Here is a 25633-nt window from a genome sequence, read left to right on the forward strand (position 1 = left end):
CAGCTTCCGCCTTCTTCTCCATAACAGACGCAGCGGTTCCTCACAGAGCTACTTCTGATTCAACCCTAGCTCCCTCTCCTCAACTCACTTTTTCTCCTCTCACGTACAAAGTAAGTGACATTAGGCTAAAAGCCCACGGCTCCCACCGTTTTGAGCTTCGTTCGAAGATCCCGTGCGTGATGGATGGAATTTCGAACTGCAGTTTTAGTGTCCCGCCGATGCACTGGCGCCCTTTGGCGGCCGCGGAATGAGGAACAGCAGCGGCAGCATGAGAGCGCAGAAGATCGTCAGATAGCGAATGACGTCGATGTATGCCAGCGCGGATGCCTGACGGTGCAGCATGTTGTAGATATAGGCCTGCGCCGTATGCAGCGCTCCCTGGGACTCTGAGCCTCCGTTGCCGCCGGCGAAGATGCTGGCGAACGAGTGGACGCGATCCATGAAGTTGCGATCATTCGGTGTCAGGTTGCGAATCATCGAGTTCTCATGGGCTGCAATGCGACGCGTAAGCATCGTAGCCATGAAGGCGGTACCGCAGCTTCCACCTACATTACGCGCAAGGTTCGTCAGGCCGGAGACGTCGTTGTTCTCGCTCTGCTTTACGCCAATGTACGCAATGGTGTTGATCGGGATGAACAGGAAGGCGAGACCGGATGCCTGGAAGATACGCATGAGGACCAGCGTTCCATAACTGACATCCAGGTTCAGCCTTGCCATGTTGATCAGAGATAACGTCAGTGAGGTGAAGCCGAAGGCAATCAGCTTGCGTGGATCGACCTTGCTTGAAAGGAAGCCCACCACCGGCATCATGGCCATCATCATGAAGCCCGCGGGTGAAAGTACCTTGCCGGCGAGCTCGGCTGTGTAACCCAGCAGCGTCTGTACGAACTGCGGAATCAGGATGGTGGTTCCGTAGAGGGTGAAGCCCAGGACGAACATCAGAATGAAGCTGATGGAGAAGTTCGTCCGCTTGAAGAGCGTCAGGTTCACGATCGGCCGGTGACCGGTGCGGAGCTGACGGAGTTCCCACCAGATCATGGCGATGAAGGCGGTGACCATCAGTACGGTGAAGAAGGTAATGGCGCGCGAGGAGAACCAGTCGTCTTCCTGGCCCTTATCGAGCACGAACTCCAGCGAACCGAAGGTCATACCCAGCAGGGCGAATCCCAGGAAGTCGAGTTTGATGCCCCCCTTCTGCGCCTCGGCGACCTGCTTGTGCACATACGGCGGATCTTCCACGATGCGGCTGGTCAGGAAGAGCGACAGCAGACAGATGGGCACATTGAGGAAGAAGATCCATCGCCAGTCGTAGTTGTCGGTGATCCATCCACCGAGGGTGGGTCCGATGGCGGGAGCCACGACGACGGCAAGACCATACATAGCGAAGGCCTGCCCTCGTTTTTCAGGCGGAAAGGTATCGGCCAGGATGGCCTGTTCGGATGGCGCCAGACCTCCTCCTCCCACACCCTGCAGGATACGGAAGAAGACCAGCAACGGTAGCGAGGGCGCCAGACCGCACAGCGCAGACGAGATGCCGAAGAGCGCCACGCAGATCATGTAGAACTTCTTACGACCGATGAAGGTCGTCATGTAGGCGCCTGCGGGCAGAATGATGGCGTTCGCCACCAGGTAGGCGGTCAGTACCCAGGTCGCTTCATCCTGACTGGCTCCGAGGCCGCCGGCGATGTGCGGCAAGGCTACGTTGGCGATCGAGGTGTCCAGCACCTCCATGAACGTGGCCAGTGTGACCGTCATGGCGACGACCCAGGGGTTTACCTTGGGACGCCATGGCTGTACAGGGGCGGCGGCGGTAGACGCGGAGGTTGTTTCCAGGGTCGCTGTAGCGCTCATAAGTTCCGGCAAATTAGGGGTCTATTGCTTAGGGTTTGGATGTGCCGGCTATCGCTCCGATGCAGTTTATTCACCGGTCGCAGGCTGCTCATTAAATGCGCCGAGGTTTCCCGTGCAGGCAGAGCGCGGTACGATCTATATCGAAAGCATTTTTCCTGTTGCTGGGTATCCCGGAAGAGGGAGTGCAGCGGCGTTTTCATTGCGGAAACGCCCATAGATGCGGATGCCCTACTCTAGCCCTACAGGAAAAAATGCTAAGCCCTATGTCGCTGAAAAGAATCGCAATCGATATGGATGAGGTAATGGCGGACACGCTCAGTGAGCACATTGCCCGCTACAACCGAGATCACGGCGAGCGGATTACGAAGGAAGATCTCACCGGTAAGTGGCTCTGGGACGTGGTCTCGGTCGACCGCCACCATATATTGCAGCAGTACCTCTCCAGTGAGGACTTCTTCGCAGACCTGCCCATCATGGAAGATGCGCAGCGGGTGATTCAGGCGCTGCAGGCGAGGTACGAGGTCTTTATCGCCTCGGCGGCCATGGAAGTGCCGTCCTCGTTCGCGGCGAAGTTTCGCTGGCTGGAGCGCCACTTCCCCTTTCTTCCGCCCTCTCATATCGTCTTCTGCGGCGACAAGGGAATCATCGATGCGGATTATCTGATCGACGACAATCCCCGACAGTTCCGCCGGTTCAAGGGCGAAGGCATCCTGTTCACCTCGCCGCACAACAAGCTGATCAAGGGCTATCGGCGGGTGAATAACTGGCTCGATGTGGAAGAGCTTTTCCTGGGGGCGGCTGTTGGCTCCGGCGGTCTGCAGGAAAAGCTGATTCCGTAGCGAGACGTATCAATACATTTTGGGCACCCCTACTCTGGGTGCCCCATCCATTGCATCGCAATGGGTGGGTATTCGAGCGAAGCTCGAACCGGGTGGGAGCCGTGGGCTGAAAGCCCACGGTCTATCGGCTCAATATTGAAATGGGCTTTAGCCTTGGGCTTTTTCCTGTCAGACAAAGAAGGCCCGGGGCTAAGAAGCCATTACTTTTACGCCTTTATCAGCGGGCTGAAGCCTGGCTGAAGCCCGCTGCTCCCACCAATTTTAGACATCCTCCGGGCTGTCTCAGATCAACCTCGAATTGGATGACAAGCCCTGACGCGCTCACGCGCTTTGTTGTGGACGATTCACCACAGACAGGCGCCGGGAGTTGTTTGCTCCGTTTGCGTGCGGCCGCTGGCCCGGGTCGGCCTGATGTGCTCCCTGCATGCTGATGATGAGAGCGCGGGCGTGAGTCTCTCCAACGCACTGGTAGCTGTGAATCGTGCCGGAGTCGAAGTAGATCGCATCATCGGCTTCGAGCCGATGTGTTTGCCCGCCATGTGTGACCTGCAACTGGCCGTGCAGCAGATACAGGAACTCATGTCCCGGATGTTGATGAGCGCGCGTCTCGCGGCCCGGCTGCGCTGGCAGAAACTCGGCAAGGTAGGGGTCCAGCTGTCGATCGGGAACCAGGTAGCCCAGGTTTTCAAAGTAGTAAGCCGGGTTTTCCGTACCGGATTGCGGCATCTTCACGCGCTCACTCGCGCGGTGAATCCGAAAGAGCGGCCGTGGCTCCGGTTCGAAGAAATAGGAAAGGTCCTTGGAGAAGACCAGGGCAATGCGTGCCAGGTTGCGCAAGGTTGGCACCACGCGTCCAGTCTCGATCTGCGAGAGGAAACTCGCCGAAAGACCGGTGTGGCGCCCCAGCTCTACCAGTCCCATGGACTTTTTCAGGCGCAAAGCCTTGACTCGTTCGCCGAGGCGTTTTTCCTGAATGCTGGCTTCGACAGCGCCTGAAATCGGGTCGGAGGAGACGGGATCTTCCGGAAGGGATGCGGTGAGGGACATGCGTTTTGCTCTCCTGCGGGGAATACGTTATGTCGCAAACGTTAGATTTTGGCCCATCAGCAATTTCTTTACGGCAGAGACACCAGAGGCGGAATGCTAGTCTCTAGATGGTGGTGCTGGTTTCGAGACGGATGCGACTAAGGCAAAGAAAAGCTTATTTATGTGCATCTTGCTCCCTTCTTGCGGTCGTGGGATGTGCGAATCCCGGGCCGCCAAAACCACCGTCACTTCATCTTGCGCGCGTTCCTACGGACCTTTCAGCAGTTCGACAGGGAACCCGAGTGACCCTCCATCTCACGCTCCCTAAGACGACAACCGATAACGAGCCTCTGGACCGCGACTCCAGCGTGGAGATCTGCCGCAGCGAGGGCACATCGGAATGTGCGCCTGTGATCAAAGTGCCAATAAGTAAGATCAATGACTTACGAGACACGTTGCCTCAGACCCTCGCTTCTGGTGCGGCAGTGGAGGTGCACTACCAGGTACGCATCACAAATGCGGCGGGGCGCGCGGCGGGTTGGTCAAAGCCGGTGACGGTCGCGGGTGGAGACGCTCCGGACCAGATCCAGGGGTTGCAGGCCTCACTTGGAGGCACAGGACTACTGCTGCGTTGGGCACCTTCCGCGGCGCCTTGTGACGAGATCCGGATCGAGCGCATTGAGCCGGACAGGGCACAACCCAAAAAGAAGACATCCATCGAACGCAAGCGGGAGCAGCAACAGATCGTGCTAGCCGTACCCGCAACCCAGGGAGATCCAGGTGGCGCTGTCGACGCCACGGCAGAGGCGGGGCAGCGCTATGTCTATCGTCTTGAGCGGCGCCGCCGTCTGCGGCTGGGTACCGATGAGATCTGGGTGGCTGGTGCGGCTACGGAATTGGATACGGGCGTCCTGCGCGATACCACTCCACCGGCGGTTCCGCAGTCCCTGGAGGCGCTGTCGTCAGAGTCGGGCATCTCTCTCTCCTGGCAGCCGGGAACCGAGACCGACCTGGCGGGATACGTGGTCTATCGCGTGGACGACTCCGGAGAGCTTCGCCTGACTGCCATGCCTGTCACCGCACCGCAGTTTACTGACACGACAGCCATAAAAGGCAAACAGTATCGTTATCGCGTCGCGGCTGTGGACCGCGCCGGCAATGAGAGCGCTAAGAGCGAACCAGTTACTGAGGAGATGCGATGAGGTACTGCCGATTTGTTGCCGATGGACAGCCCACGTATGGGCGTATCGAAGGAGACCGGATCGTCGCCCGCGCTTCCAGCTTTGAAGGCCTGGCAAACAGCTCGCCTGTGAGCCTTGCGCTGGATGAAGCCGAGCTGCTCCCCCCGGTCGAGCCAACGAAGATTCTTTGCGTGGGCCGCAACTATCGCGACCACGCTGCCGAGATGGGCAACGACGTTCCCAAAGAGCCTCTGCTCTTCCTCAAGCCTCCGTCGGCGCTGCTGGCGCCGGGCGGCACGATCTGGAAGCCGGCCATCACGCAACGCCTGGACTTCGAGGGAGAACTCGGCATCGTGATTGGCAAGCGAGCCAGCCGCATCGGGCCGGATGAGGACGTGCGCGGCTACATTCGCGGCTACACCATCGTGAACGATGTCACCATGCGCGATATCCAGAAGGCAGATGGGCAGTGGACGCGCGGTAAGGGATTCGATACCTCCTGCCCCGTGGGACCTGTGGTGACCGATGAGGTGGATCCGCTTCAGAGCTCGCTTACTGTGGAGACATCGCTGAACGGCGAGGTTCGTCAGCATGGCGAGACACGCGACTTCATCTTCCCGATTCCCGAGCTTCTGCGTTACATCACAGCAGTGATCACGCTGGAGCCGGGAGATCTGATTCCCACGGGAACGCCCGCGGGCGTTGGGCCGATGCAGAGCGGTGACAGGGTCGAGGTGCGAATTCAGGGGATTGGTTTGTTGACGAATAAGGTGGGTTAGCTCACGGAGAACTCATCTCCCTTTCAATGAATTCGGGTGGGAGCAGCAGGCTCCAGTCCGCTGATAGAGACTTGTAAAGAAATGGGCTTTTAGCCCCGGGGCCTCTTTGATCTATTACGCTCAAAGGCCCAGGGCTAAAAGCCCAAATTCTTATAGAGCTATAAACCGTGGGCTGAAAGGCAGACTGAAAGCCCACGGCTCCCACCTGATCTCGCTTCGCTCGATACCCACGCTAAGCCCAGCGAACAAGTTCGCTGGGGACCCCACCCTTTCGCTGTTCGCGAAAGCATGGGCAACCATGGCATCGCTCGTGCGGGTTTTACTTTGCGGCTGACTGACGCGGTTTCTTCTTTTTGTTGCGGCGGATGCCCTTCTCAATCACAGCGCGCATCCAGTAGTTACCGTTGCCGTCGACCTCGATACCATGGACTTCGCGCTCGAAGCCGGGGAAGCGCTTGCCGAACTCTTCCATGGCCAGAATCAGCTTGATCACCGGGCTATTTGGTCCGCCCAGCCGCTCACCCGGCATCGACATCGGGATACCTGGAGGATAGGGAACCAGCATCACGGCGGCGATGCGGCCGGCCATCTTGGCGAAGGGTACACGCTCGGTTTCGTGGCGGACGAGCTTCTGGTAGGTCTGTGACGGCGTCAGCACAGGATCGAAGTCTTCGTCGCAGGCGGCATTGACCAGGCCGGCGAGATTCAGCTCGATCATGGCCTCGTGCATCTCGTCGGAGAGCTCCTTCAAGGTGGTATTGCGATACCGCTGCGGAAACCGGGCTACCAGCTCGGGCAGTGCTTCTTCCAATGAGGCTTCGCTGTCGTAGAGGCGCTTGAACTCAAAGAGGTTCTCGAGCAGCGATCCCCACTTACCCTTGGATGTGCCCACACTGAAGAGCACCAGGACGGTGTAGTCGCCGGTACGGGCGATCTCCACGCGGCGGGAGTCGAGAAACTCGGTCAGGATCGCGCCGGGGATGCCCCAGTCGGCCACGGTACCCTGCGCGTCGACGCCCGGGGTCAGGATGGTGACCTTGGTGGGGTCGAGCATGCAGTACTCGTCAGTGATATCGGCGTCCTGGTAGCCGTGCCAGTCGTGGCCGGGCTTCAGGGTCCAGCAGGAGGGATTGGTGCCCAGCAGCTCGTCGGGGGCCTCTTCGAAGAGGTGTGTCTCGCCGCTGCCGGGGTCGGTAACCGACTCCGGCTGGAAGAGGCGGAAGAACCAGCCATCTCCGTTGTCTTCCGTAGAGCGGAGACGGTGAGCGACCGAAGACATGGCCTTGCGGAAGCTGATGGCGTCCTGAATGGTGTCTTCCATCAGCGTCGGACCCGAGGGCTCATCCATCATGGCCGCGGCAACGTCGAGAGAGGCGATCAGCGGATAGAACGGCGAGGTGGTGCCGTGCATCATGAAGGCCTCGTTGAACTGGTCGAAGTCCATCGGAGCGCGCTCCGACAGGCTGACGTGAATCATGGAACCCATGCTGAAGGCAGGCAGCATCTTGTGCGTGGACTGCACGGCGAAAATAGCCGGGCGGTTCGCCATATCTTCCGGAACGCCCATGGCGTAACGGCCCTTGTAGATGGGATGGAACTTGGCGTAGGCGTACCAGGCCTCATCGAAGTGAACGCGCGGAACCGAGGCGGCCAGCTCCTTCACGACGCGATTTACGTCATAGCAGAGGCCGTCGTAGGTGGAGTTGGTGACGACGGCGTAGGTCGCCTCCTGCGAGGCGGCGCCCTTGCAGAACGGACTCTTCGCGATCAGCTCCTTCACGTTCTTCGCGCTGAAGCGCTTCAGGGGCACCAGACCGATCATGCCGTAGCCGTTGCGTGTCGGCTTGAAGTAGACGGGACGAGCTCCGGTCACCGTCAGCGAGTGACAGATGGACTTGTGACAGTTGGCGTCGGCGAGGACGATGTCGTCTTGCGCGATGACGCCGTGACCGACGATCTGGTTGGAGTTCGACGAGCCGCCGAGCACGAAAAAGGTCCAGTCCGCTCCGAAGATGCGGGCGGCATTGCGCTCGGCGTCTCCCGGAGGTCCGAGGTGATCGAGCCAGCTTCCCAGCGGAGCGGTGGAGATGCCGAGGTCAGAGCGCATGAGGTTCTCGCCGAAGAAACGGTGGAACTCCATGCCGATGGGATGCTTCAGGAAGGCGACGCCGCCCATGTGTCCCGGGGCGTCCCAGCTATACGCGCCCTGATCGGTGTACTTCTTCAGCTCGCGGAAGTAGGGCGGTAGCAGGGTCTCGTGGTAGCGCTCGACGGCGAAGTCAACGCGGTTGGCGATGAAGGCTGGGGTATCGCCAAAGAGGTGAATGTACTCGTGCACCTGCTTCACGACTTCGATCGGTAGCTCGCTGACCAGGGTGCGGTCGGCGATGAGGAAGATCGGGATCTTCTTGTTGTGGCGGCGTACGGCGCGCAGAATCTGCACGGCCTCGCGTTCTTCGAACTGGCTGTCTCCTTCGAGATCCCAGTCCAGCAGAACGGCGGAGTAGGAGGGGTCCGAGATGACCAGCGACAGGCCGTCTTCGGGGGTCGTCGTACGGACAACATCGTAGCCTTCATCGGAGATGGCTTCGACCAGACGCCCCATGGCGCGGTCGGATACAGATTCGGTGCCGCCAACCTCGGAGGCGATCAAAAGGACCCAGCGTTTTTCACTCATACCAGCTATGTATGCTATCGCGATTGCGTGGTTTATGTGTGAGTAGGAACGCCTAATCCCATTCACCTTCCTGACTGCCCGGGTGCCCCACCCTCGCAACGCTAGGGTGGGTAAGGAAAACTCCAGAATCTATCGCAAGACAAAATCAAACTTGCTGCGTTATTTCTCGATCTATCGTGACTTCGAACCCACCCTAGCGTTGCGAGGGTGGGGGACCCGGGTTTGGAAAAAGATGCCTCAGAAACGACGAGATGGACACACTCTACTCCAAGGCCAAAGCCAGCACAGTAATGTCGTCTGTCTGCCCAAAGGCATGCGCAACTTCGGCGATGTCATTGGCAGGCAGGCGTGTCAGCGTTACCAGCTTGTCGAAGCCGTAGAGATCGCCTGTGGCGGAGCGCGCCTCCGGCACGCCGTCGCTCAGCAGCACCAGCCGTTGGCGAGTGGCCAGGTTGCCATGTTCCGTGTCGTATTCCGCCTCGGGGCTGATGCCGAGTGGAAGAGCTCCGGCACTCGGCAGCTCCTCTCCGTCGAGATAGGGATTCAGATGGCCCGCATTCGCGTAACGGAAGCGTCCGTCCTTTTCCACCAGCAGTGCACAGGCGGTGGTGAAGCCGATGTCACCTTGCGAGAGCAGAGCGCCGTTCAGGTTCTGCAGCACGAGTGAGGGTTCACGCGAGCTCTCGCGGTGCAGCGCGCCCAGAATCAGCGAAACGCGTAATGCCGCCTGCATGCCTTTGCCGGAGACATCGCCGACGATCGCGAAGAGTGAACCGTCCTCTCCAGGGGAGATCAGGAAGAAGTCGCCACCGACCTCTGAGGCGGGACGATACGCCGTCTCAACAGCGAATCCGGGCGTCGGTTTGTTGGCGCGCGCCAGCAGCAGCGTTTGTACGTTGTGTGCGGCTGCAATCTCGGCGGAGAGTTCGGCCTTCTCGCGTGCCAGACGGATGGTGCGCAGCACCATGAAGACCAGCAGCACGATGCTGGCAAAGAAGGACGTCACCTCGGACCAGCCAATATTGAAGGTGATGCCGGGAACCCGTTCGAGAGGATTGCTGCCGCCCGCGATCACCTTCGTAAGGATGAGGATGCTTCGCGTAATCTGTGCCAGAACCAGCACAGACGATGGTAGTACGGCGACCAGAAGCAGACCGGCGTCGCGATTCCCACGGCGCCATGCACGGTAGATGATCACCGGAACGACGAAGTCGAGAAGTGCATAGGTGCCGATGGCAAACGCTGTCGGCAAGAGACCCTGAACCAGGAAAGAAAATATCTGTGGTGCGAGCAGGAAAAGATTCTGCAGGACAACGCCATTGACCAGCAGCAGAAGCTGGATGATGCCGAAGAGCTTCCATCGTGGCCGGTCCAGAATGCGGCGGATGAACTCAAGATTGAAGATGACCGGAGCGGTGGCCAGCAGCGTCGTCAGTAACAGGGCAAAGCCGCTGCGCTGAATCGGCCTGGTGAACTCCCACATCTCGAGCATGTTGTAGACAGCGATCGTGATGTAGCTCAGTGCGAGGTCAAGGTACTCTCGTCCACGCGCTGAGAGATAGAGTCCCAGGGCAACGATGCCGGCGATACATGCGATCACCAGGTTGGTGTAGTTGCTGGCCAGGCTCTCGAAGATGGAGAGGGAACGCGTGTCGTTGATATGTGCGGCTGCACCCAGAAGCAGAGATGAGTCTGTGCTGATGCCGCCCTGTTGCGAATCTTTGGTGAACAGAATGCCCGTGCGCAGGGCAAGCACCAGATGGCCATCCGGAGCGATATCCGCGGGTAAAAGGTAGACCATGGGAACCATATCGCCAAAGACTCCCGGGTCGCCGATTCTTCCTGCGCCGCCGACGCGCTGTCCGTTGGCATACAACTCAAACGGACCATGGATGCCATTGACGCTGACGGCAAGATCTTTGATCCCCGCAGGCGCTTCGATATGGGCACGGTACCACACTACATGGGATGGCCGTTGCCAATAGGCGCGCAACGCGTCACTACGTTTGCGCGGTCTCCAGTGTGAGTCGTCATAACCGGGCTGAGCGAAGGCAGGTTCATCCTGTGTGGAGTTGGTAAACCAGAACGAAGAGATGTTGAGCGGCCGGTCCATGCCGGTCCACGTCAGATGCGCCGGGTCGGCGGTATCGGGCGCTGGAACAGGTATCTGCGCACGCAGCGCCGTCATGCTCAGCAACAGCAGAATCGCGAGAAGAGATCGGCGCGGCATAGAAGTTCAAGTCCTTAGAGCAGGCGCAGAGCTGTTGCTTCATCCGGTGAGAGCGTGGCGTACTTGCCGATGCCCACCATCGTAAAGACCTTTTGAAAGTGCGGTGTCAGGCCGAAGATGCCGACGGTCCGGCCACCATTCCTGGTGGCGTCCAGCAGCAACTGGATGATGATGGCGATGCCGGAAGAGTTCACATACTCGGTCCCGGAGAAGTCCAGCAGAAGCTTCTGCGCGTCGGTAGCTCCGTATGCCTCCAGAATGGGCTCCTTGGAAGTGGAGGCGATGTCGCCCGCAAAGGCGAGGATGGTCACCGGAGCTCCGGAGGCAGCGATCGCTGTCCGCGTAGCAACTTTCGTCGGGGCCTGCATTTAGTTCTTCTCCTTGTCGAGGCGGATCACCAGCCGTACGAAGCTCTTTCCCGGCGGTCCCTGGTGCCATTCGGCCTCATCGACCAGTGACTGAATCAGAAAGATGCCCATGCCGCGTGGGTCCTCTTCGCCGGCCATCTTGCGGTCGATATCGGGTGTGGCCGGTTGTCCTATGATGCCTGCTCCATCGTCAATGACCTTGATCTCAAGATGATCTTCGCCGGGTGACAGAATCACGCCCACGGAGAGCGTGTCGTCCATCTGATTGCCGTGCTCGATCGCATTGATACAAGCCTCGGCCACGGCCGTCTTCAGATCTTCAATGCGGTCGGGGCTGAAGCCCATCAACTGGGCCATGCTGGCGGCCGTGCTCATGGCTACTTTTTCAAAGCCGAGCTCGGAGGGCAGGGTTACTTCGACGGCGCTTCCGTTCTTCATGCGGTTGCTGCCTCAAGATGGCAGAGGGCCAGGCCGGTCATGTCATCGGTTGGTGGTGCGTTGTTGGAGAAGGCGGCGAGCGTCGCCCAGATTGCGTCGAGCATCGCCTCCGGATCGCGGGTCTCAAGCTGCTGAAAGGCTGCTGCCAGCCGCTCGCAGCCGAACTCATCCTCGCCACAGAAGACCTCGCTGAGGCCATCGGTGTAAAGCAGCACACGGGCGCCGGCAGGCACGTGGATCGGTTCGGCGGTATAAGTCATGCCAGGGAACATACCCAGGGGAGGCCCGGAGGCCTCGATCATGCGCAGGCTGCGGTCCGGCTCCAACAGAATGCCGGGATTATGGCCACAGTTCACAATCTCTCCCTCGCCTGTCCTGGGATCGAGCCGCAGCAGGATCGCCGTCACATAGCGGCGTCGCGCTTCACTGCCTTCATCGTAATGCTGCTGGCCTACCTGTGATGCCATCTCGGCCAGCGACACTGCGCGGCTGGCCAGCGAGCGGAGTGCGGAGCGAAAGCTGGTGGCGACGATGGCCGAGGCCAAGCCCTTACCGGCAACGTCGGCAACCACCATCAGGTGCGATCCGTCGGGCAGCTCAATGGTGTCCAGGTAATCACCGCCCACCTCATAACAGGTGGTGGAACGCGCCGCGATGGCGAAGCCGGGAATCTGCGGCATGGCTTTGGGAAGCAGTGACCGCTGGATCTGCCGGGCGGCGTCCAGATCCTGCTGTACCCGAGCCCATTGGAGATTGCGTTCGTGGAACGTTGCGTTCTCCAGGGCAACGGCGGTCTGCAGGACAAGACCTTCGAGGAAGTCCTGTTCGTAGAGTGAGAGCGCTGCATTCTGTGGTGTGGCGACGATAAGGGTCGCGAGGCTGGAGCCTTCTTTTGAGAGCAGGGCAAACCGGGGACAGCCATCGAAGGGCGGCTGAGGAGCCTCACCATAACTTGCCATCACGTCCCCGTCTGAAGCGAGAAAGACTGCTCCTTCCATCTCCAGCTCACGCACCACGATACGCGCAGTCTGCTGCAGTACCTCGCTCGCCTGAATGGTGGAATGCACCTGACGCGAGGCCTCGAGCAACGCCTGGAGGCGCGCGATCTGTTGTTCGAGAATAAGGGTGTCCTGGAGGCTCGACATAGCGGTGATGCCGGAAGTGTACATGGAAAACCCTTGCGAAGTTCGCAAATTGGTACTTCTAATAGGCACTCATGGTAAGCGGTCGATCACCTTGAGCGGGAGATAGCCCATACTCTGGGTGCCCCATCCATTGCGTAGCAATGGGTGGGATATTCGGGTGCTCGGCGAGCTTGGTTCGCTGGCTTGAACGATGCGAGCGAAGCTCGAAACGGGTGGGAGCTGTGGGCTTCCAGCCCACAGTCTATTGGCTCAATATAGAAATGGGCTTCAGCCCTGGGCTTCTTTGTCTGTCAGGAAAAGGCCCAGGGCTGAAGCCATCTACTTTTTCGTCTTTATCAGCGGGCTGAAGCCCGCTGCTCCCACCCACTCAGCTGATCATTCAATCATTCCATTCTTCAATCATTCAATTTACCCCGGCAGCCGTTGTTGTTCCTTGAGCTCCAGCAACAATGCATCGATCTGGCTTTCACGCTCCAGCTTGTGAAAACGGTCTTCTACCGTATTCATGCCGAGGACGGTCTGTGCACCGGTGTTCTCGGCTTCCTGTCCCAGGATCTTTGCTTTCATCCGGTCGAGAGAACGTAACGCGGCTCCATCGGCGATCTTCGTCTGCGCCGCCGTGGCTTTGCTTGCAGCGCGGGCGCGACGATTGCGCGCCATCAGCAGCTCGCACTGTGCTTCGGTCTCTTTCAAGCGCGCCTGCAGTTGCAGATAGGCATTGCGCATGGTGTCCAGCTCTACCTGTTGATCTTCAATCTGTTGATTGAAGCTGACAGCGAGTTGCTGCGCGCTCAGGCTGCGGTCCAGTGCGGCGCGGGCAAGGTCTTCATCGTGGCGGCCGATGGCCAGCTCGGCTTTGCGTCGCCAGCCGGCGGCAGACTCTTCATACTCTCGCTTACGATTTTCCAGCAGATGCAGGTCGGCCACGGCAATCGCGACTTGAGTCTTAACCTGGAGCAACTGGTTTTCCATATCGAGCAGGAGCTGCTTGATCATCTTTTCGGGATCTTCAGCCTTATCGATCAGGTCGTTGAGATTGGCTCGCAGCAGTGTAGTGACTCTTTCTAAAAGCGGCATGATGGGTTCCTCCTTCCATCGAAGCCGGCGGAGCCGCATGATCCGGCTCCGCCGACTTACAACTTACGCATGGCTGTTGCCCTGAGAGTTGTCGCGAGGCTTCATCTGCTTCACGTTGCTCATCAGGTCGTTCAGGTTCATACCGCTCAGAGCTTCGAACAATGCCGGAACTTGCGAGGCAATCTTGGTCATCTCGCCGGTGAGCTTGTTCGCGCCCAGGTTGTTGCCGTCGCCGGTGGAGACGATGGTGATCTTGTCCACCTTCGAGAGCGGCTCGCTCATGGCGCGTACCACCTCAGCCATATTCGAGATCAGGCGGTCGACAACGGCAGCCTGCGTCCACTCCTGATAGGCCTCGGCCTTCACGTTCATGGCCTTCGCTTCGGCCTCACCCTTCTGGAAGATGATGGCGGCTTCCGCTTCACCCTGCGCACGGATGGCAGAGGCGCGGCCTTCGGCTTCGGCAACCAGGCGGGCACGTTCAGCGGCGGCAAGGTTTTCGATGCGCTTACGCTCGATCTCAGACTGCTTGAGCACCGTAGCGATCAGCTCTTTCTCGTGACGCAGGATCTCAGCCTCCTGCACCTTGACCTGCTGCTCCTTCTCCACCTGCTGCACCTTCACTTGCTCAGCCACAACCTGCTGCTGCATGACGTTGGTCTGCAGTTCGTAGGCTTTGTCGGCCTGGGCTTCCTGGCGGCGGCTCTGCTCGGTGAACTGTGCCTTCTGGATGTCGAGGTCGCGTTGTGCCTCAGCCTGTTTAGCCAACGAGGCGGTCTCGGCGATGACTCGCTCCTGGTCGGCAGCGGCCTTGGCAATGGCGGCTTCACGCAGAGCATTAGCACGCTTGATGGCGGTATCGCGCTCTGCTTCGGCTGCGGCGATTTCAGCATCGCGGCGAATGCGGGCAACGTCCGGGCGGCCCATGTTCGTGATGTATTCGTTCTTGTCACGCACCTCCTTGATGGTGAACGAGACGACTTCCAGACCCATCTTGCTCATGTCTTCAGCACAGGTGGAGCGCATACGGTCGGCAACCATCTCCGGCTCTTTGACGATCTGTTCGACCGTGAGCTGACCGATGATGCCGCGCAGATGGCCTTCCATAACCAGGCGGATCAAGCCCTCGCGCTGTGGGGGCGTCTTGGTCAGGAACTGCTCCGCGGCTGTAAGGATCGACTGCTGATCGCTGCGTACTTTGATCTGTGCCACGGCCTCCACCGTTACGGCGACACCCTGTTTGGTGTACATGTCCTGCTGCGGGGCTACGTCGAACGACATCAGTTCAAGCGAGAGCTCGCGGCAGCTTTCCACGAGCGGGAAGATCACCGAGCCGTGTCCCTTGATGACACGCGGCCCACGAAAACCGTAGACGATTAAGGCTTCGTTCGGTCCGGCTTTACGAAACATCTTGGCCAGAAGGACCAGAAGAACCAGCGTCGATACGGCAATGAGTCCAACAATAATGAATACCGAATCCGGCATAACATTCCTTTGAGTTAAGCCAGTCGTAAGGCATGGGCTGCCGTTCACCCGGTCGCTGGCTGCGGCCGGGCAGGCATTGAGCTTTTCTTCTGCAGCTCAGGTAGAAGAACTTAGTGAAATCTGGCCCTAAGGCGTGTCATCGAGCCGGAGATCGTTCCATGGCTTCACGTACGCCACGCCCCTCTCATACCGCAGCACGATCACCTCGGCGCCACGCGGTAGCGGTTGTCCATCCGCACTGCGGGCGATCGCCGAGCAGCGCACACCGTTCTGCGTGTACAGCAGTTCGCCGGTGCCTCCATCGCGGATGCCCGCACTCAACCGTCCGGTAACACCCCGAACATCTGTGTCCTCGGCGGTCAGCTCCCGCTCGCGGGGCAGCAGCACCTTCGCGAAGAAGGTGAACAGAATCGCCGCTCCCACCAGGCCGCTTGCCGCCGCCAGCAGCAGGACTACAGGAGCGATGAATACGCTGTAGTGATGCAGCAGGTAGCCTGCGCCGCCGAACCAGCAAAGAAACGCCAGAACGGTGAAGGCGTTGAAGCGGGAGACTCCATGTCCGTGGTGCAGGCCGGCCGAATGGCCGAGGTGGAAGTGTCCCAGATGAAGATGCCCAAAACCACCGACTGCGGACAGCACACTCAAAACCAATCCAGTACCAAAGCAGACGAGATAGATGACATCCCAGTTCATCGTTATTCCTTCCTTCCGCGGGCTGCCTTCTTTGGGACAGCCTTTGCGGGTTTCCTCTCCACCTCTGCCGGCCGCAGAATCTCCGTCAGCCGCTCGACCAGGTGGGGCGTGTCGAGAATCGATGCCAGTAACAGCAGGCAGTGCCGGGAGCGTTCGTTCCGCGCTAGCTTCAGCAGCGCCGCGCGCAGCTCCGGATCGCGCCGGAAGCGCTCAGCTCCGCTGACCAGCCAGAGATCGACCTTGTCCTCCAGCACTCGCGCATCCGACAGCAGGTCGGCGTGATATCCCTCAGGGTCATCCACCAGGTAGCCGGGATGGACCTTGAAGAACTTCGCCAGCACCTGCCTGGTTGTGTTGGTGAGGTGAGGACGGGCTCCGCTCTCGATCTGTGAGAGGTAGCTTTGGCTCAGGGAGCCTCCGGTCTCTGTCTCAATGGCCCGCAACAGTTCCTGCTGCGTCATCGACCGGTTCATCCCGCGAAGCGAACCTTCCACTTCGCGGAGGTAGCGGATTTTCTCTGCCAGTTTCATGGCCATCGCAATCCGCAATATTTATATCGCAATTTGCGATATAGGTCAAGGGATGTTGTGGCTGTCGTTTACCGCGTGGGTGGGTTTTGTTGAATAGTTGAATGGTTGAATTGTGTGATTGTGGCGGGCTTTCAAACACAAGCCACACGGAACTAAGTGGAGAGGCCCTCTCGGTGAGAGGGCCTACGATTCAACCATTCAACTATTCCACCATTCAACCGTTTTTAGAAATCCTCATGGCTGAAGTCGACTTCTCCTGCTACCGCGACCTGGTAAGCCGAGACGCGGCGTTCGAAGAAGTTGGTCAGCTCCTGAACGTCCTGCAGTTCCATGAAGGCGAAGGGATTCTTGCTGCCGAAGATCGGCTGCATGCCCAGGCGGGCGACGCGTGAATCGGCGACGTACTCGAGATACTGGCGCATGTCGCGGACACTCAAACCGGCCACGCCGCCGGAGAGCAGGTCTTCCGCGAACTGCAGCTCTGCGTTCACCGCGTCCTTCAGCATCTCCGCAACGTCCTGCTCCATCTGTGCGTCCCACAGGTCGGGTTGCTGGCCGCGGACGACGTTCACCACTTCGAAGGCGAACTCCAGGTGCGCGCTCTCATCGCGGAAGACCCAGTTCGTTCCCGAGGCCAGGCCATGCAGCAGGCCCTTCGAGCGCAGGAAGTAAACATAGGCGAAGGCTGCGAAGAAGAAGAGGCCCTCGATGCAGGAAGCGAAGCAGATCAGGTTCAGCAGGAACTGGCGGCGGTGCTGCGCGGTCTCCAGTTGATCGAGCTTCTGGATGGAGTCCATCCAGCGCATGCAGAACTCGGCCTTCTTGTGGATGGAGGGAATGTTCTCGACGGCAGCGAAGGCGGCGGCGCGTTCATCGGGATCGGGGATGTAGTTGTCCAGCAGCGTGAGATAGAACTGCACGTGCACGGCCTCTTCAAACAACTGGCGCGAGAGATAGAGGCGCGCTTCAGGCGAGTTGATGTGCTTGTAGAGATTCAGCACCAGGTTGTTGGAGACGATGGCGTCACCGGTGGCGAAGAAGGCGACAAGGCGCTGGATGAGGTGAATCTCGGCCGGGGAGAGTTTGCTGCGCAGATCGACCAGGTCGGTAGAGAAGTCGACCTCTTCCACGGTCCAGGTGTTCTTGATGCCGTCGCGGAACATGTCGTAGAAGACCGGGTAGCGCATGGGGCGCAGGGTCAGGCAGAGGCCGGGATCGAGGATATGTTCGGGAACTTCGACGGAAGACGTAGACATGGGTAGGCTCCTTCGAGTACAAGGCCAGTCCTTCCCGTATCAGAGAAGGACTGGCGGATGAATTGGGTTACTGGCAGGCTTCGCAGCTCTCGGGATTCTCGAGCGAGCAGGCGATGGCCTCAGAGGGCGTATAGGTGGTGGTAGCGGCGGGAGCGGCTGCCGGAGCAGTCTGCCGCGCGCTGGAGCCCTGAATGGTGGTCTTGGCGATACGCGTCGCCGGGCGCGAGCGCAGGTAGTAGGTGGTCTTGATGCCGTTCTTCCAGGCATACATGTACATCGACGACAGCTTGCCAATGTTCGGGCTCTCGGCGAAGAGATTCAGGCTCTGCGACTGGTCGATGTAGGCTCCGCGGTCGCGCGCCATATCGATCAGGGAGCGCATGGGGATCTCCCACACGGTGCGGTAGACCAGCTTCAGATCGTCCGGAAGCTCGGCGATGCCCTGTACGGAGCCCTCGCTCAGCTTCAGACGCTGCCGCATCTCTTCGTTCCACAGACCGCGCTCTTTCAGCTCGTTCACCAGGTACTTGTTCACCTGCAGGAACTCGCCCGACAGCGTCTCCCGCTTGAAGAGGTTTGAGATCTGGGGTTCGATGCACTCGTAGCAGCCGACGATCGATGCGATCGTGGCTGTCGGAGCAATGGCTATAAGCAGCGAGTTGCGAACACCGAACTGCTTGATGCGCTCACGCAATGCATCCCAGCGCGCGGTATCTTCCGGAACCACGTTCCAGAGATCGAACTGCAGCTTACCCTCGGCGAGACGGCTCTGCGCGAAGGCCTCGTGAGCGCCGAAACGCTCGGCGAGCTGATTGCTGGCGACCAGGGCGTGATAGTAGATCTCTTCCTGGATCTTGCGCGAGAGCTCACGAGCCTCGGGAGAGTCGAAAGCGATCTTCATCTGGAAGAAGACATCCTGCAGTCCCATCAGGCCCAGGCCTACCGGCCGCCATTTGGCGTTGGACTTCGCCGCGGGCTCGACGGGGTAGTAGTTGATGTCGATTACGCGATCGAGCATCGGGAGGGCGATGCGAACGGTCTCGGCCAGCTTGGCGAAATCGAACTTACCCTCCGGAGTGAGGTAGAGCGCCAGGTTGATGGAACCCAGATTGCAGACGGCGGTCTCGTCCTTGCTGCTCACCTCGGTGATCTCGGTGCACAGGTTTGAGAGATGCACGGTGTTGCCGGGAGCGCCAGTCTGGTTGCACTTCAGGTTGCAGGCATCCTTGAAGGTCATCCAGCCATTGCCGGTCTCGGCCAGCGTACGCATCATGCGGGCGTAGAGATCGCGAGCCTTTACCTGACGGCGGTACTTCTGCTCTGCCTCGGCCTGCTCGTAAGCGGCCTTGAAGGCATCGCCGAAGAGGTCAGGAAGCTGTGGAACATCCTTCGGATCGAAGAGCGACCACATGCCGTCGGCATCCACGCGCTCCATGAAGAGGTCGGGGATCCAGTTGGCCAGATTTAGGTTGTAGGTACGGCGGGCGTGGTCGCCGGTGTTGTCGCGCAGCTCCAGGAACTGTTCGATGTCGGCGTGCCACGGCTCGAGGTAGACGCAGCAGGCTCCCTTACGCTTGCCGCCCTGGTTTACCGCGGCGACAGAGGAGTCCAGCGTGCGCAGCCACGGCACAATGCCGTTGCTCAGGCCATTGGTGGCGCGGATCAGCGAACCTTCGCTGCGAACGCGGTGAAAGGCGAGGCCGATGCCGCCGGAGAACTTCGAGAGCATCGCGACCGATTTGTAGGCGTCATAGATCGACTCCAGCGAGTCCGACGGAGAGTCATGCAGATAGCAGCTCGACATCTGCGCATGCTTGGTACCGGAGTTGAACAGCGTCGGCGAAGAGGGCATGTACTCGTGCGATGCGATCAGGCGATAGAACTCGATTGCCTCAGCAGGTGTGCCGGCAAGCCCGCAGGAGACGCGGAGGAAGAAGTACTGCGGCGTTTCGATGACGCGGCGCGAGATCGGATCGCGCAGCAGATAGCGGTCATAGACGGTGCGCAGGCCGAAGTATTCGAAACGGTCGCTGAACTCATCGTCGATGGCGTGATTCAGCTTGCGTGCATGCGTGTTCACGAACTCGGCAACGGCCTTGTTCACCACACCCTCGGCATGTCCATAAGCGATGGACTGCGAGAACGAGTGCAGGTTCTGGTTGGCAACCTCTTTGTGAATAGTGGCCAGCAGCAGGCGGGCCGCCAGCCGCGAGTACTGCGGCTCCTCGGCGATCAGTGCCGCGGCGGTGTCGATGGAGATCTTGTCCAGCTCCCGTGTGGTTGCGCCGTCGTACAGGCCGCCGATGGTCTTCGATGCAACACGGATCGCATCGACACCGTTTAGTCCCTGGGCGCAGCGCTGTACCGCGCGCACGATCTTGTTGACGTCGACCGGCTCCAGCGAGCCGTTGCGCTTGCGCACATGCATGACTGCGGTCTCAGAGGCAGGCGCCGGGAAACCCGGATGTACATCATGCAGTGTGGTCTGCGAAATGGGATGGGTGGAGAGGGTGGCCATCGCTCATGAGCTCCTTGTCACCGGCCTCTGCGGTCGTGGCGGGAAAGGAGGGCTTCCAGGGTGCGAGCACGACAAGGGCACCTGAGCCGCTGACCACGCCATTCCCTCCGCGGGGACGATGATTGCGTATTTCCTCACGGCAGGTGCTCGGACTTTAACCGTTGCGGGACAGTGCCGGGTTTCCACCGGTCTTTCCCTGCACATCGTGAAGTTTCTCCACAGTAACTTGCGATCGATTAGAAAGCAACCCAAGATATAGCGGTCGATGTGGAAATGTGGCCTAGGCCTTGGATTGTCGCGGGAAGCGATGTATTGGTAGGACCACACCTGCTATCCGCCTGGAAGGTGTAGTCTTAAAGTGCGAGGAGAACTTTCCAATGGCGACCCTTTTGGAGCAGCTCAAGCAGTACACAACCGTCGTAGCCGACACCGGCGACATGCAGTCGATGGAGAAATTTAAGCCGACTGACGCCACCACCAACCCGTCCCTGATCACTGCCGCGGCCAACATGCCCGCCTATTCGCACATCGTGGACGAAGTGCTGAAGGAAGCCAAGCAGAAGGCCGGCGCCAACGCCGACGATAAGGCGATTGCCGCCGAAGCCTTCAAGACGCTGGCTGTCGCCTTCGGCAAGAAGATTCTTGAGATCGTTCCCGGCCGCGTGTCGACCGAGGTGGACGCTCGCCTCTCCTACGACAGGGAGAAGACGATCGCGGTCGCCCACGACATCATCAAGCAGTACGAAGATGCCGGCATCAGCCGCGAGCGCATCCTGATCAAGATCGCTTCCACCTGGGAAGGCATCAAGGCCGCCGAGCAGCTCGAGAAGGAAGGCATCCACTGCAACCTGACGCTGCTCTTCGGTATCCACCAGGCTATCGCCTGCGCCGAAGCGAAGGTCACGCTGATCTCCCCGTTCGTCGGCCGCATCCTCGACTGGTACAAGAAGGACACCGGCAAGGACTACGTCGGCGCCGATGACCCCGGCGTGCAGTCGGTTACCCGGATTTACAACTACTACAAGAAGTTCGGTTATAAGACTCAGGTGATGGGCGCCAGCTTCCGCAACATCGGCGAGATCATTGAGCTGGCCGGAAGCGACCTTCTGACCATCTCGCCCAAGCTGCTGGAAGAGCTGGACTCCAAGGACGCTCCGCTCGAGAAGAAGCTGGATGCCGAGAAGGCCAAGGCTATGGACATCGAGAAGATCTCGATCGATCAGGCCACCTTCGAGAAGATGCATGCCGAGGACCGTATGGCCCACGACAAGCTGAAGGAAGGCATCGAGGGCTTCTCCAAGGCGCTCGAGGAGCTGGAAGCTCTGCTCGAAAAGCGTCTCAAGGAGATCGCCGAGCCGGTCACCGCATAAATGTGATCAAGAACAAGAGACGCTCCCTTCGGGGAGCGTTTCTGTTTTAAGGACAAACCTCATCAGAGAAGGTTCGGGGGAGATGAGGGCTTGACCTCAGCGGCTAAAGCCGCGCGTCTTCTGAACCTTAAGGGGACGGCTGAAGCCGTCCCCTTAAGCAATGCATTCGCACCTGCGGCGCGAAATGGTTGCGCTAAGCGCAACGGCGGGTTGAAGCAATATTTCTCTCCAACGCCATAGGATGTTTTGTTTAAGGGCACGGCTTTAGCCGTGCCGTATCAGCGATTTAAACGACATGCGGCTTTAGCCGCTGAGGGCTAAAAAACTAAGTGTTGCCTAGCCAATTCTTGGTGGCTCAAGCTGCCACTTCGTCCGTGTATACGCGATACGGAAACCATTGCGTTGGGCGTTACGTTGCGAGGTGCTTCCCGGCTCCGTCACCATCATGAAGAGATCACATCCTATGACGCAGGCATGACGCATGCGAGCATTGAGTAGCGCTGATTGAGCGCCAAGCCTGCGTAGTGGGGGCAAAGTCGCAGAGCCGGCAAAGAGAGCTACACCTCCATGGACATGCAGTACCGCTGTTGCAGCGGGCTGTCCATCGATGATGGCGAGAAAGCAGTGGGTATTCTCCCGGCTAATCGAAATCTTTCCCATGTCCAGCAGGAACTCGCGAAACTCCGGATGATCCGCAGACCACGCGTCTGCGGCGACTCTGCCCCACAGCTCGGCTTCATCCTGCTTCACGACGCGCACATCGACGGTTGCGGGGACCTCAGGACAATGCGCTGGCTGATACATCACGCTGCTCATCTCGACCGGCCGGTAGCGACGCTTGCAGAGCAGTTGGTGTAGCGCGAGGCCCGCCAGCGGTGAGACCTCGTGATTGACAGCAGCGCCGCGCGAGAAGAAGAACTCCTCCAGCGCGCCAAGGCTCTCTTCGAAGCCATCTGAACTTGTGATTCCCAGGCAGAAGGTCTGAGTCAGTGGCGAGTCGGGTCCATCGAAGACAGCAATGGCGCCGTGCGCGGTATCCCAGGCGGTGCTGCTCTCGGGGTTCAAGCGCTTACGGGTATGAGCGAAATCCAGGCAGGCATGGCCTTCGGCGAGCTCCAGCCGATGCGCAAGGGAAAGGTCAGCAAACATGCGTTCCAGCATAGAGGTTCGAGAACAGAAGAGTTAGAACATTTTTCCCTGTTGCTGGGTATCCCTGAAGAGGAGTGCCGCGGCGTTTTTATTGCGGAAAACGCCCATAGATGCGGAAATCCTAGGCTACATCTACAGGGAAAATGCTACTGTACCGTCTGGACGGTATACTAAGCAGCGTATGAGTAAGCGTGACACCATCCTCAAAAGCGCCGAAACCCTGATCCGCAGCGAGGGCTCGCAGCAGTTGACCCTTGACCGTGTTGCTGAGAAAGCCCAGGTCAGCAAAGGAGGGCTGCTGTATCACTTTCCCTCCAAGGAAGAGCTGGTCGCCGGCCTGGTGGCGCGCACCATCGAGTACTTCGATCGTGATCTGGCTGCGGCCAGAGCAGAACTCCCTGAGAGACCCGGGCGCAACACACTGGCCTTTGTTCTGGCATCGCTTGAGGGCCGCTGGGCGCAGGATGCCGGTCTCTCTCCAGAGCGTCTGGACGTCTTTGCCTCAGCGCTTGCCGCCGCCTCCACGGACATGAAACTGGTTGAGCCTATGCGTGAGGCCTATGCGCGCTGGCAGGCGCTGTTGGAGAACGATGGCATCGATCCCATTACTGCGACGATCGTGCGGCTGGCGGTAGATGGCCTGTGGTTCACAGAGATGTTCGGCTTCGACGAAGCGATCTGTACCGGCGAACGCCGTGCACAAATCATGACGCGATTGAAACAAATGTGCACGGCGGAACCGCAATCCACATCCAAGCGTAAGAGCAGGAGAGGGAAGGCCTGATGAGAGAGCAGTTCGGCGGCGCCATTCCGGCCGTAATCAGCGTCGGCAGTCTTGAATTAGAGCAACAGAACGAAGAAGTTAGCCAGCAGGCCATCGCCCGGCTGGAGCAGCAGTTGTCGTTGACCGCTGAGGCTCTGCTGCGGAAACAGCATGCTGACGGCTACTGGTGCGGCGACCTGACAGCAGACTCCACCCTGGCCTCGGATTACGTGTTGCTGCAGCTATGGCTATTTCCTCCCGAGGAGGGCGGTCCGTGGACGCCTCCGAGCGCACAGCGTACAGCGAAGCTCGTCCGTTATCTGAAAGGCTGCCAGCTTGCGGACGGTGGATGGAATCTCTTCGCCCAGGGCGAAGCTGATGTGAACGCTACGGTGAAGGCCTATACCGCGCTCAAGATCATGGGTGAGGATATGGACTCGGAGTGTATGCGCGCGGCTCGTGAGCGCATTCTGGAGCTTGGCGGCCTGCAGGCATGCAACAGCTACACCAAGATCAACCTCAGCCTCTTCGGTCTTTTCCCGCGTGAGTTTGTGCCCACGGTCCCGGCGGAGATCATGATCGTGCCCGGCAGTTTTCTCTACGAGATGTCATCGTGGACACGCACTATCATCGTGCCCCTCTCCATCGTCCAGGGCCTAGGCGTTCAGCGTACGGCGCCCTTCGGCATGACGCTGCAGGAGCTGATCTATCCTGGCTCGCCGATCACCATGCCGCGCAAGGATCTTACCTCTGAGCTCTTCCTTCATGCCGATAAGCTGCTCAAGCACTGGGAGCGCCGCGGTGTGCAGAAGATCCGCGGCCGTGCGATTGCCGCCGCCGAGCGTTGGATGCTGGAACATCTGCAGCACTCCGAGGGTCTGGGAGCCATCTATCCTTCGATGATGTACGCCATCATGGCGATGGACTCACTCGGCTATGAGCGTGATCAGCCTGACATGATCGAGGCGATCCGCCACTTCGATGATCTGCTCCTGGAGCGTGAAGACTCCATCGAGTTTCAGCCCTGCAAATCGCCGGTATGGGATACCGCGATTGCTGCCTTCGCTCTTGGTGAGACCGGAGACATCGATGCCACCGCCATGACACGAGCGGCGGACTGGCTGCTGAGTAAAGAGGTTCGCCGTAAAGGAGACTGGTCGGCCAAGCGCCCGAACCTGCGCCCCAGCGGCTGGGCCTTCGAATTCGCCAACGACTTCTATCCCGACATCGACGATACGGCGATGGTGCTGCTCGCGCTGCAGCATATCCGCGCTTCCAATCCTGAACGCCAGGCGCGTGCGGAGCAGCGAGCCATCGACTGGCTTCTCGGTATGCAATCGGCAGATGGAGGCTGGGCGGCCTTCGATGTTGATAACGACTGGCAGCTGTTGAATAAAGTCCCTTTCGCCGATCACAATGCGATGCTCGACCCAACCTGCGCCGATATCACCGGCCGCGTGCTGGAGGCTCTGAGCAAACGTGGGCTGGGAACGAAGCATCCCGCAATCGTAAGAGGAGTGCAGTACCTGCTTAGCTCACAGGAACAGAATGGAAGTTGGTACGGCCGCTGGGGAGTGAACTACGTCTACGGCACCTTCCTGGCGATGCGCGGGCTCATTGCGACCTGTGACTCTCGTGCACATTCTGCTATCGAGAAGGCAGCTCGATGGCTGTTATCTGTTCAGAACGACGATGGCGGCTGGGGAGAGAGCTGTGTCAGCTACGAAGTCGATCACTTCGTAGCCGCACAGAGCACACCCACGCAGACCGCCTGGGCTCTGATGGGCCTGATGGCTTGCGGGAAAACTCGTTCATCGCAGGTGGAACGCGGCATACGGTGGCTGTTGGACAATCAGCGGGCCGATGGTGACTGGGATGAGGGCCTGACAACGGGTACTGGTTTCCCCAATGTTTTTTATCTCAGCTATCACCTCTACCGGATGTACTTCCCGGCGTTGGCACTGGCAACCTATCGCAAGGAGCTCGTGCGCCCTGCCCTGACCGTTCAACTTTGATATCAGGTATGGTCTGACATTTTGACGAGGTAATACACCCGTTGACCCATTCTTTGTCGAAGACAAAGGGTGGGGTATCGCGCTGTGCGCGACCGCTCTTCGCTTTTCCTTGAAGGTGCCAGACTCGCTTGAAGGAGGTTCTTTCCCAATGCGTAAAGACGGTCTCGTTTCGCTCGATACCCCACGCTACACCCCAGCGAACAAGTTCGCCGGGGACTCACCCTTCGCGATGAAACCGCGAAG

At 59.3% G+C, this 25633-nt stretch carries 20 protein-coding genes and 1 riboswitch; of the genes, 6 read left to right on the top strand and 14 right to left on the bottom strand.

The features are described 5' to 3' along the window. Positions 1-204: 204 nt before the first annotated feature. Positions 205-1851 (bottom strand): DHA2 family efflux MFS transporter permease subunit, encoded by a 1647-nt coding sequence (locus OHL21_RS08040; RefSeq protein ID WP_263416736.1) that lies wholly within the window; start codon positions 1849-1851, stop codon positions 205-207. A 263-nt stretch (positions 1852-2114) separates the two neighbouring features. Between OHL21_RS08040 and OHL21_RS08045 the strand changes: the two genes are divergently transcribed. Next, complete coding sequence (locus OHL21_RS08045) at positions 2115-2690, top strand: 5' nucleotidase, NT5C type (RefSeq protein ID WP_263416737.1); 576 nt, start codon at positions 2115-2117, stop codon at positions 2688-2690. 321 nt (positions 2691-3011) lie between these two features. Here the strand turns inward: OHL21_RS08045 and OHL21_RS08050 are convergent, their stop codons facing one another. Then, positions 3012-3737 carry a helix-turn-helix domain-containing protein gene (locus tag OHL21_RS08050; RefSeq protein WP_263416738.1) on the bottom strand — a complete coding sequence of 242 codons (726 nt, stop codon included), beginning with the start codon at positions 3735-3737 and terminating at the stop codon, positions 3012-3014. 281 nt (positions 3738-4018) lie between these two features. On the opposite strand from OHL21_RS08050, the gene OHL21_RS08055 reads away from it, so the two are divergent. Both OHL21_RS08055 and OHL21_RS08060 read left to right on the top strand, forming a co-directional pair. Then, positions 4019-4918 (top strand): fibronectin type III domain-containing protein, encoded by a 900-nt coding sequence (locus OHL21_RS08055; protein ID WP_263416739.1) that lies wholly within the window; start codon positions 4019-4021, stop codon positions 4916-4918. Continuing rightward, the gene (locus OHL21_RS08060) at positions 4915-5676 is read left to right on the top strand and encodes a fumarylacetoacetate hydrolase family protein (RefSeq protein WP_263416740.1); all 762 of its coding nucleotides are present in this window, start codon (positions 4915-4917) and stop codon (positions 5674-5676) included. Before OHL21_RS08055 ends, OHL21_RS08060 begins: the two co-directional genes overlap by 4 nt. Positions 5677-5995: 319 nt before the next feature. Here OHL21_RS08060 and OHL21_RS08065 read toward each other — a convergent pair whose 3' ends face one another. The 11 genes from OHL21_RS08065 to OHL21_RS08115 all read right to left on the bottom strand — a co-directional run bounded on the left by OHL21_RS08065 (position 5996) and on the right by OHL21_RS08115 (position 20093). Beyond that, positions 5996-8353: an Orn/Lys/Arg family decarboxylase gene (locus tag OHL21_RS08065; RefSeq protein WP_263416741.1), complete on the bottom strand. Its 2358-nt coding sequence runs from the start codon at positions 8351-8353 to the stop codon at positions 5996-5998. Positions 8354-8615: 262 nt separating this feature from the next. Beyond that, entirely contained in the window at positions 8616-10583 is a 1968-nt protein-coding gene (locus OHL21_RS08070) for a PP2C family protein-serine/threonine phosphatase (RefSeq protein ID WP_263416742.1), read from the bottom strand. Between the two features lie 14 nt (positions 10584-10597). Further along, complete coding sequence (locus OHL21_RS08075) at positions 10598-10951, bottom strand: STAS domain-containing protein (protein WP_263416743.1); 354 nt, start codon at positions 10949-10951, stop codon at positions 10598-10600. Beyond that, complete coding sequence (locus tag OHL21_RS08080) at positions 10952-11389, bottom strand: ATP-binding protein (protein ID WP_263416744.1); 438 nt, start codon at positions 11387-11389, stop codon at positions 10952-10954. Next, a complete protein-coding gene (locus OHL21_RS08085) occupies positions 11386-12582 on the bottom strand; it encodes a PP2C family protein-serine/threonine phosphatase (protein ID WP_263416745.1) in 1197 nt (398 codons plus the stop codon). Before OHL21_RS08085 ends, OHL21_RS08080 begins: the two co-directional genes overlap by 4 nt. A gap of 360 nt (positions 12583-12942) precedes the next feature. Further along, entirely contained in the window at positions 12943-13611 is a 669-nt protein-coding gene (locus tag OHL21_RS08090; RefSeq protein WP_263416746.1) for a PspA/IM30 family protein, read from the bottom strand. Positions 13612-13674: 63 nt separating this feature from the next. Further along, positions 13675-15096 carry a flotillin family protein gene (locus OHL21_RS08095; protein WP_263416747.1) on the bottom strand — a complete coding sequence of 474 codons (1422 nt, stop codon included), beginning with the start codon at positions 15094-15096 and terminating at the stop codon, positions 13675-13677. A 126-nt stretch (positions 15097-15222) separates the two neighbouring features. Continuing rightward, positions 15223-15789, bottom strand: coding sequence for an NfeD family protein (locus OHL21_RS08100; RefSeq protein ID WP_263416748.1), 567 nt, complete (start codon positions 15787-15789; stop codon positions 15223-15225). Positions 15790-15791: 2 nt separating this feature from the next. Continuing rightward, a complete protein-coding gene (locus tag OHL21_RS08105; protein ID WP_263416749.1) occupies positions 15792-16319 on the bottom strand; it encodes a helix-turn-helix domain-containing protein in 528 nt (175 codons plus the stop codon). A gap of 224 nt (positions 16320-16543) precedes the next feature. Continuing rightward, on the bottom strand, positions 16544-17575 hold the full coding sequence (locus tag OHL21_RS08110) for a ribonucleotide-diphosphate reductase subunit beta (RefSeq protein ID WP_263416750.1): 1032 nt from the start codon (positions 17573-17575) through the stop codon (positions 16544-16546). Between the two features lie 67 nt (positions 17576-17642). After that, positions 17643-20093: a ribonucleoside-diphosphate reductase subunit alpha gene (locus OHL21_RS08115; RefSeq protein WP_263416751.1), complete on the bottom strand. Its 2451-nt coding sequence runs from the start codon at positions 20091-20093 to the stop codon at positions 17643-17645. Positions 20094-20226: 133 nt separating this feature from the next. Further along, positions 20227-20303, bottom strand: a riboswitch (adenosylcobalamin-variant (AdoCbl-variant) riboswitch). Positions 20304-20470: 167 nt separating this feature from the next. Here OHL21_RS08115 and OHL21_RS08120 point away from each other — a divergent pair. Continuing rightward, on the top strand, positions 20471-21463 hold the full coding sequence (locus tag OHL21_RS08120) for a transaldolase (protein WP_263416752.1): 993 nt from the start codon (positions 20471-20473) through the stop codon (positions 21461-21463). A 336-nt stretch (positions 21464-21799) separates the two neighbouring features. Here OHL21_RS08120 and OHL21_RS08125 read toward each other — a convergent pair whose 3' ends face one another. Continuing rightward, positions 21800-22612, bottom strand: a complete 813-nt coding sequence (locus tag OHL21_RS08125; RefSeq protein ID WP_263416753.1) for a GNAT family N-acetyltransferase — start codon at positions 22610-22612, stop codon at positions 21800-21802. 181 nt (positions 22613-22793) lie between these two features. On the opposite strand from OHL21_RS08125, the gene OHL21_RS08130 reads away from it, so the two are divergent. Together OHL21_RS08130 and shc are read left to right on the top strand one after the other, a co-directional pair. Then, a complete protein-coding gene (locus tag OHL21_RS08130) occupies positions 22794-23396 on the top strand; it encodes a TetR/AcrR family transcriptional regulator (RefSeq protein ID WP_263416754.1) in 603 nt (200 codons plus the stop codon). Then, the gene (gene shc / locus OHL21_RS08135) at positions 23396-25390 is read left to right on the top strand and encodes a squalene--hopene cyclase (protein WP_263416755.1); all 1995 of its coding nucleotides are present in this window, start codon (positions 23396-23398) and stop codon (positions 25388-25390) included. Before OHL21_RS08130 ends, shc begins: the two co-directional genes overlap by 1 nt. Positions 25391-25633 lie beyond the last annotated feature (243 nt).

This window comes from Terriglobus albidus, from assembly GCF_025685425.1.
Taxonomy (GTDB): domain Bacteria; phylum Acidobacteriota; class Terriglobia; order Terriglobales; family Acidobacteriaceae; genus Terriglobus; species Terriglobus albidus.

Bases quoted from the DNA above. Each gene is read 5' to 3' on its own strand.
- OHL21_RS08110 (WP_263416750.1), bottom strand. From the start codon at position 17,575: ATGTCTACGTCTTCCGTCGAAGTTCCCGAACATATCCTCGATCCCGGC.
- OHL21_RS08070 (WP_263416742.1), bottom strand. From the start codon at position 10,583: ATGCCGCGCCGATCTCTTCTCGCGATTCTGCTGTTGCTGAGCATGACG.
- OHL21_RS08075 (WP_263416743.1), bottom strand. From the start codon at position 10,951: ATGCAGGCCCCGACGAAAGTTGCTACGCGGACAGCGATCGCTGCCTCC.
- OHL21_RS08115 (WP_263416751.1), bottom strand. From the start codon at position 20,093: ATGGCCACCCTCTCCACCCATCCCATTTCGCAGACCACACTGCATGAT.
- OHL21_RS08120 (WP_263416752.1), top strand. From the start codon at position 20,471: ATGGCGACCCTTTTGGAGCAGCTCAAGCAGTACACAACCGTCGTAGCC.
- OHL21_RS08125 (WP_263416753.1), bottom strand. From the start codon at position 22,612: ATGTTTGCTGACCTTTCCCTTGCGCATCGGCTGGAGCTCGCCGAAGGC.
- OHL21_RS08040 (WP_263416736.1), bottom strand. From the start codon at position 1,851: ATGAGCGCTACAGCGACCCTGGAAACAACCTCCGCGTCTACCGCCGCC.
- OHL21_RS08105 (WP_263416749.1), bottom strand. From the start codon at position 16,319: ATGAAACTGGCAGAGAAAATCCGCTACCTCCGCGAAGTGGAAGGTTCG.
- OHL21_RS08045 (WP_263416737.1), top strand. From the start codon at position 2,115: ATGTCGCTGAAAAGAATCGCAATCGATATGGATGAGGTAATGGCGGAC.
- OHL21_RS08130 (WP_263416754.1), top strand. From the start codon at position 22,794: ATGAGTAAGCGTGACACCATCCTCAAAAGCGCCGAAACCCTGATCCGC.
- OHL21_RS08100 (WP_263416748.1), bottom strand. From the start codon at position 15,789: ATGAACTGGGATGTCATCTATCTCGTCTGCTTTGGTACTGGATTGGTT.
- OHL21_RS08090 (WP_263416746.1), bottom strand. From the start codon at position 13,611: ATGCCGCTTTTAGAAAGAGTCACTACACTGCTGCGAGCCAATCTCAAC.
- OHL21_RS08050 (WP_263416738.1), bottom strand. From the start codon at position 3,737: ATGTCCCTCACCGCATCCCTTCCGGAAGATCCCGTCTCCTCCGACCCG.
- OHL21_RS08060 (WP_263416740.1), top strand. From the start codon at position 4,915: ATGAGGTACTGCCGATTTGTTGCCGATGGACAGCCCACGTATGGGCGT.
- OHL21_RS08095 (WP_263416747.1), bottom strand. From the start codon at position 15,096: ATGCCGGATTCGGTATTCATTATTGTTGGACTCATTGCCGTATCGACG.
- OHL21_RS08080 (WP_263416744.1), bottom strand. From the start codon at position 11,389: ATGAAGAACGGAAGCGCCGTCGAAGTAACCCTGCCCTCCGAGCTCGGC.
- shc (WP_263416755.1), top strand. From the start codon at position 23,396: ATGAGAGAGCAGTTCGGCGGCGCCATTCCGGCCGTAATCAGCGTCGGC.
- OHL21_RS08065 (WP_263416741.1), bottom strand. From the start codon at position 8,353: ATGAGTGAAAAACGCTGGGTCCTTTTGATCGCCTCCGAGGTTGGCGGC.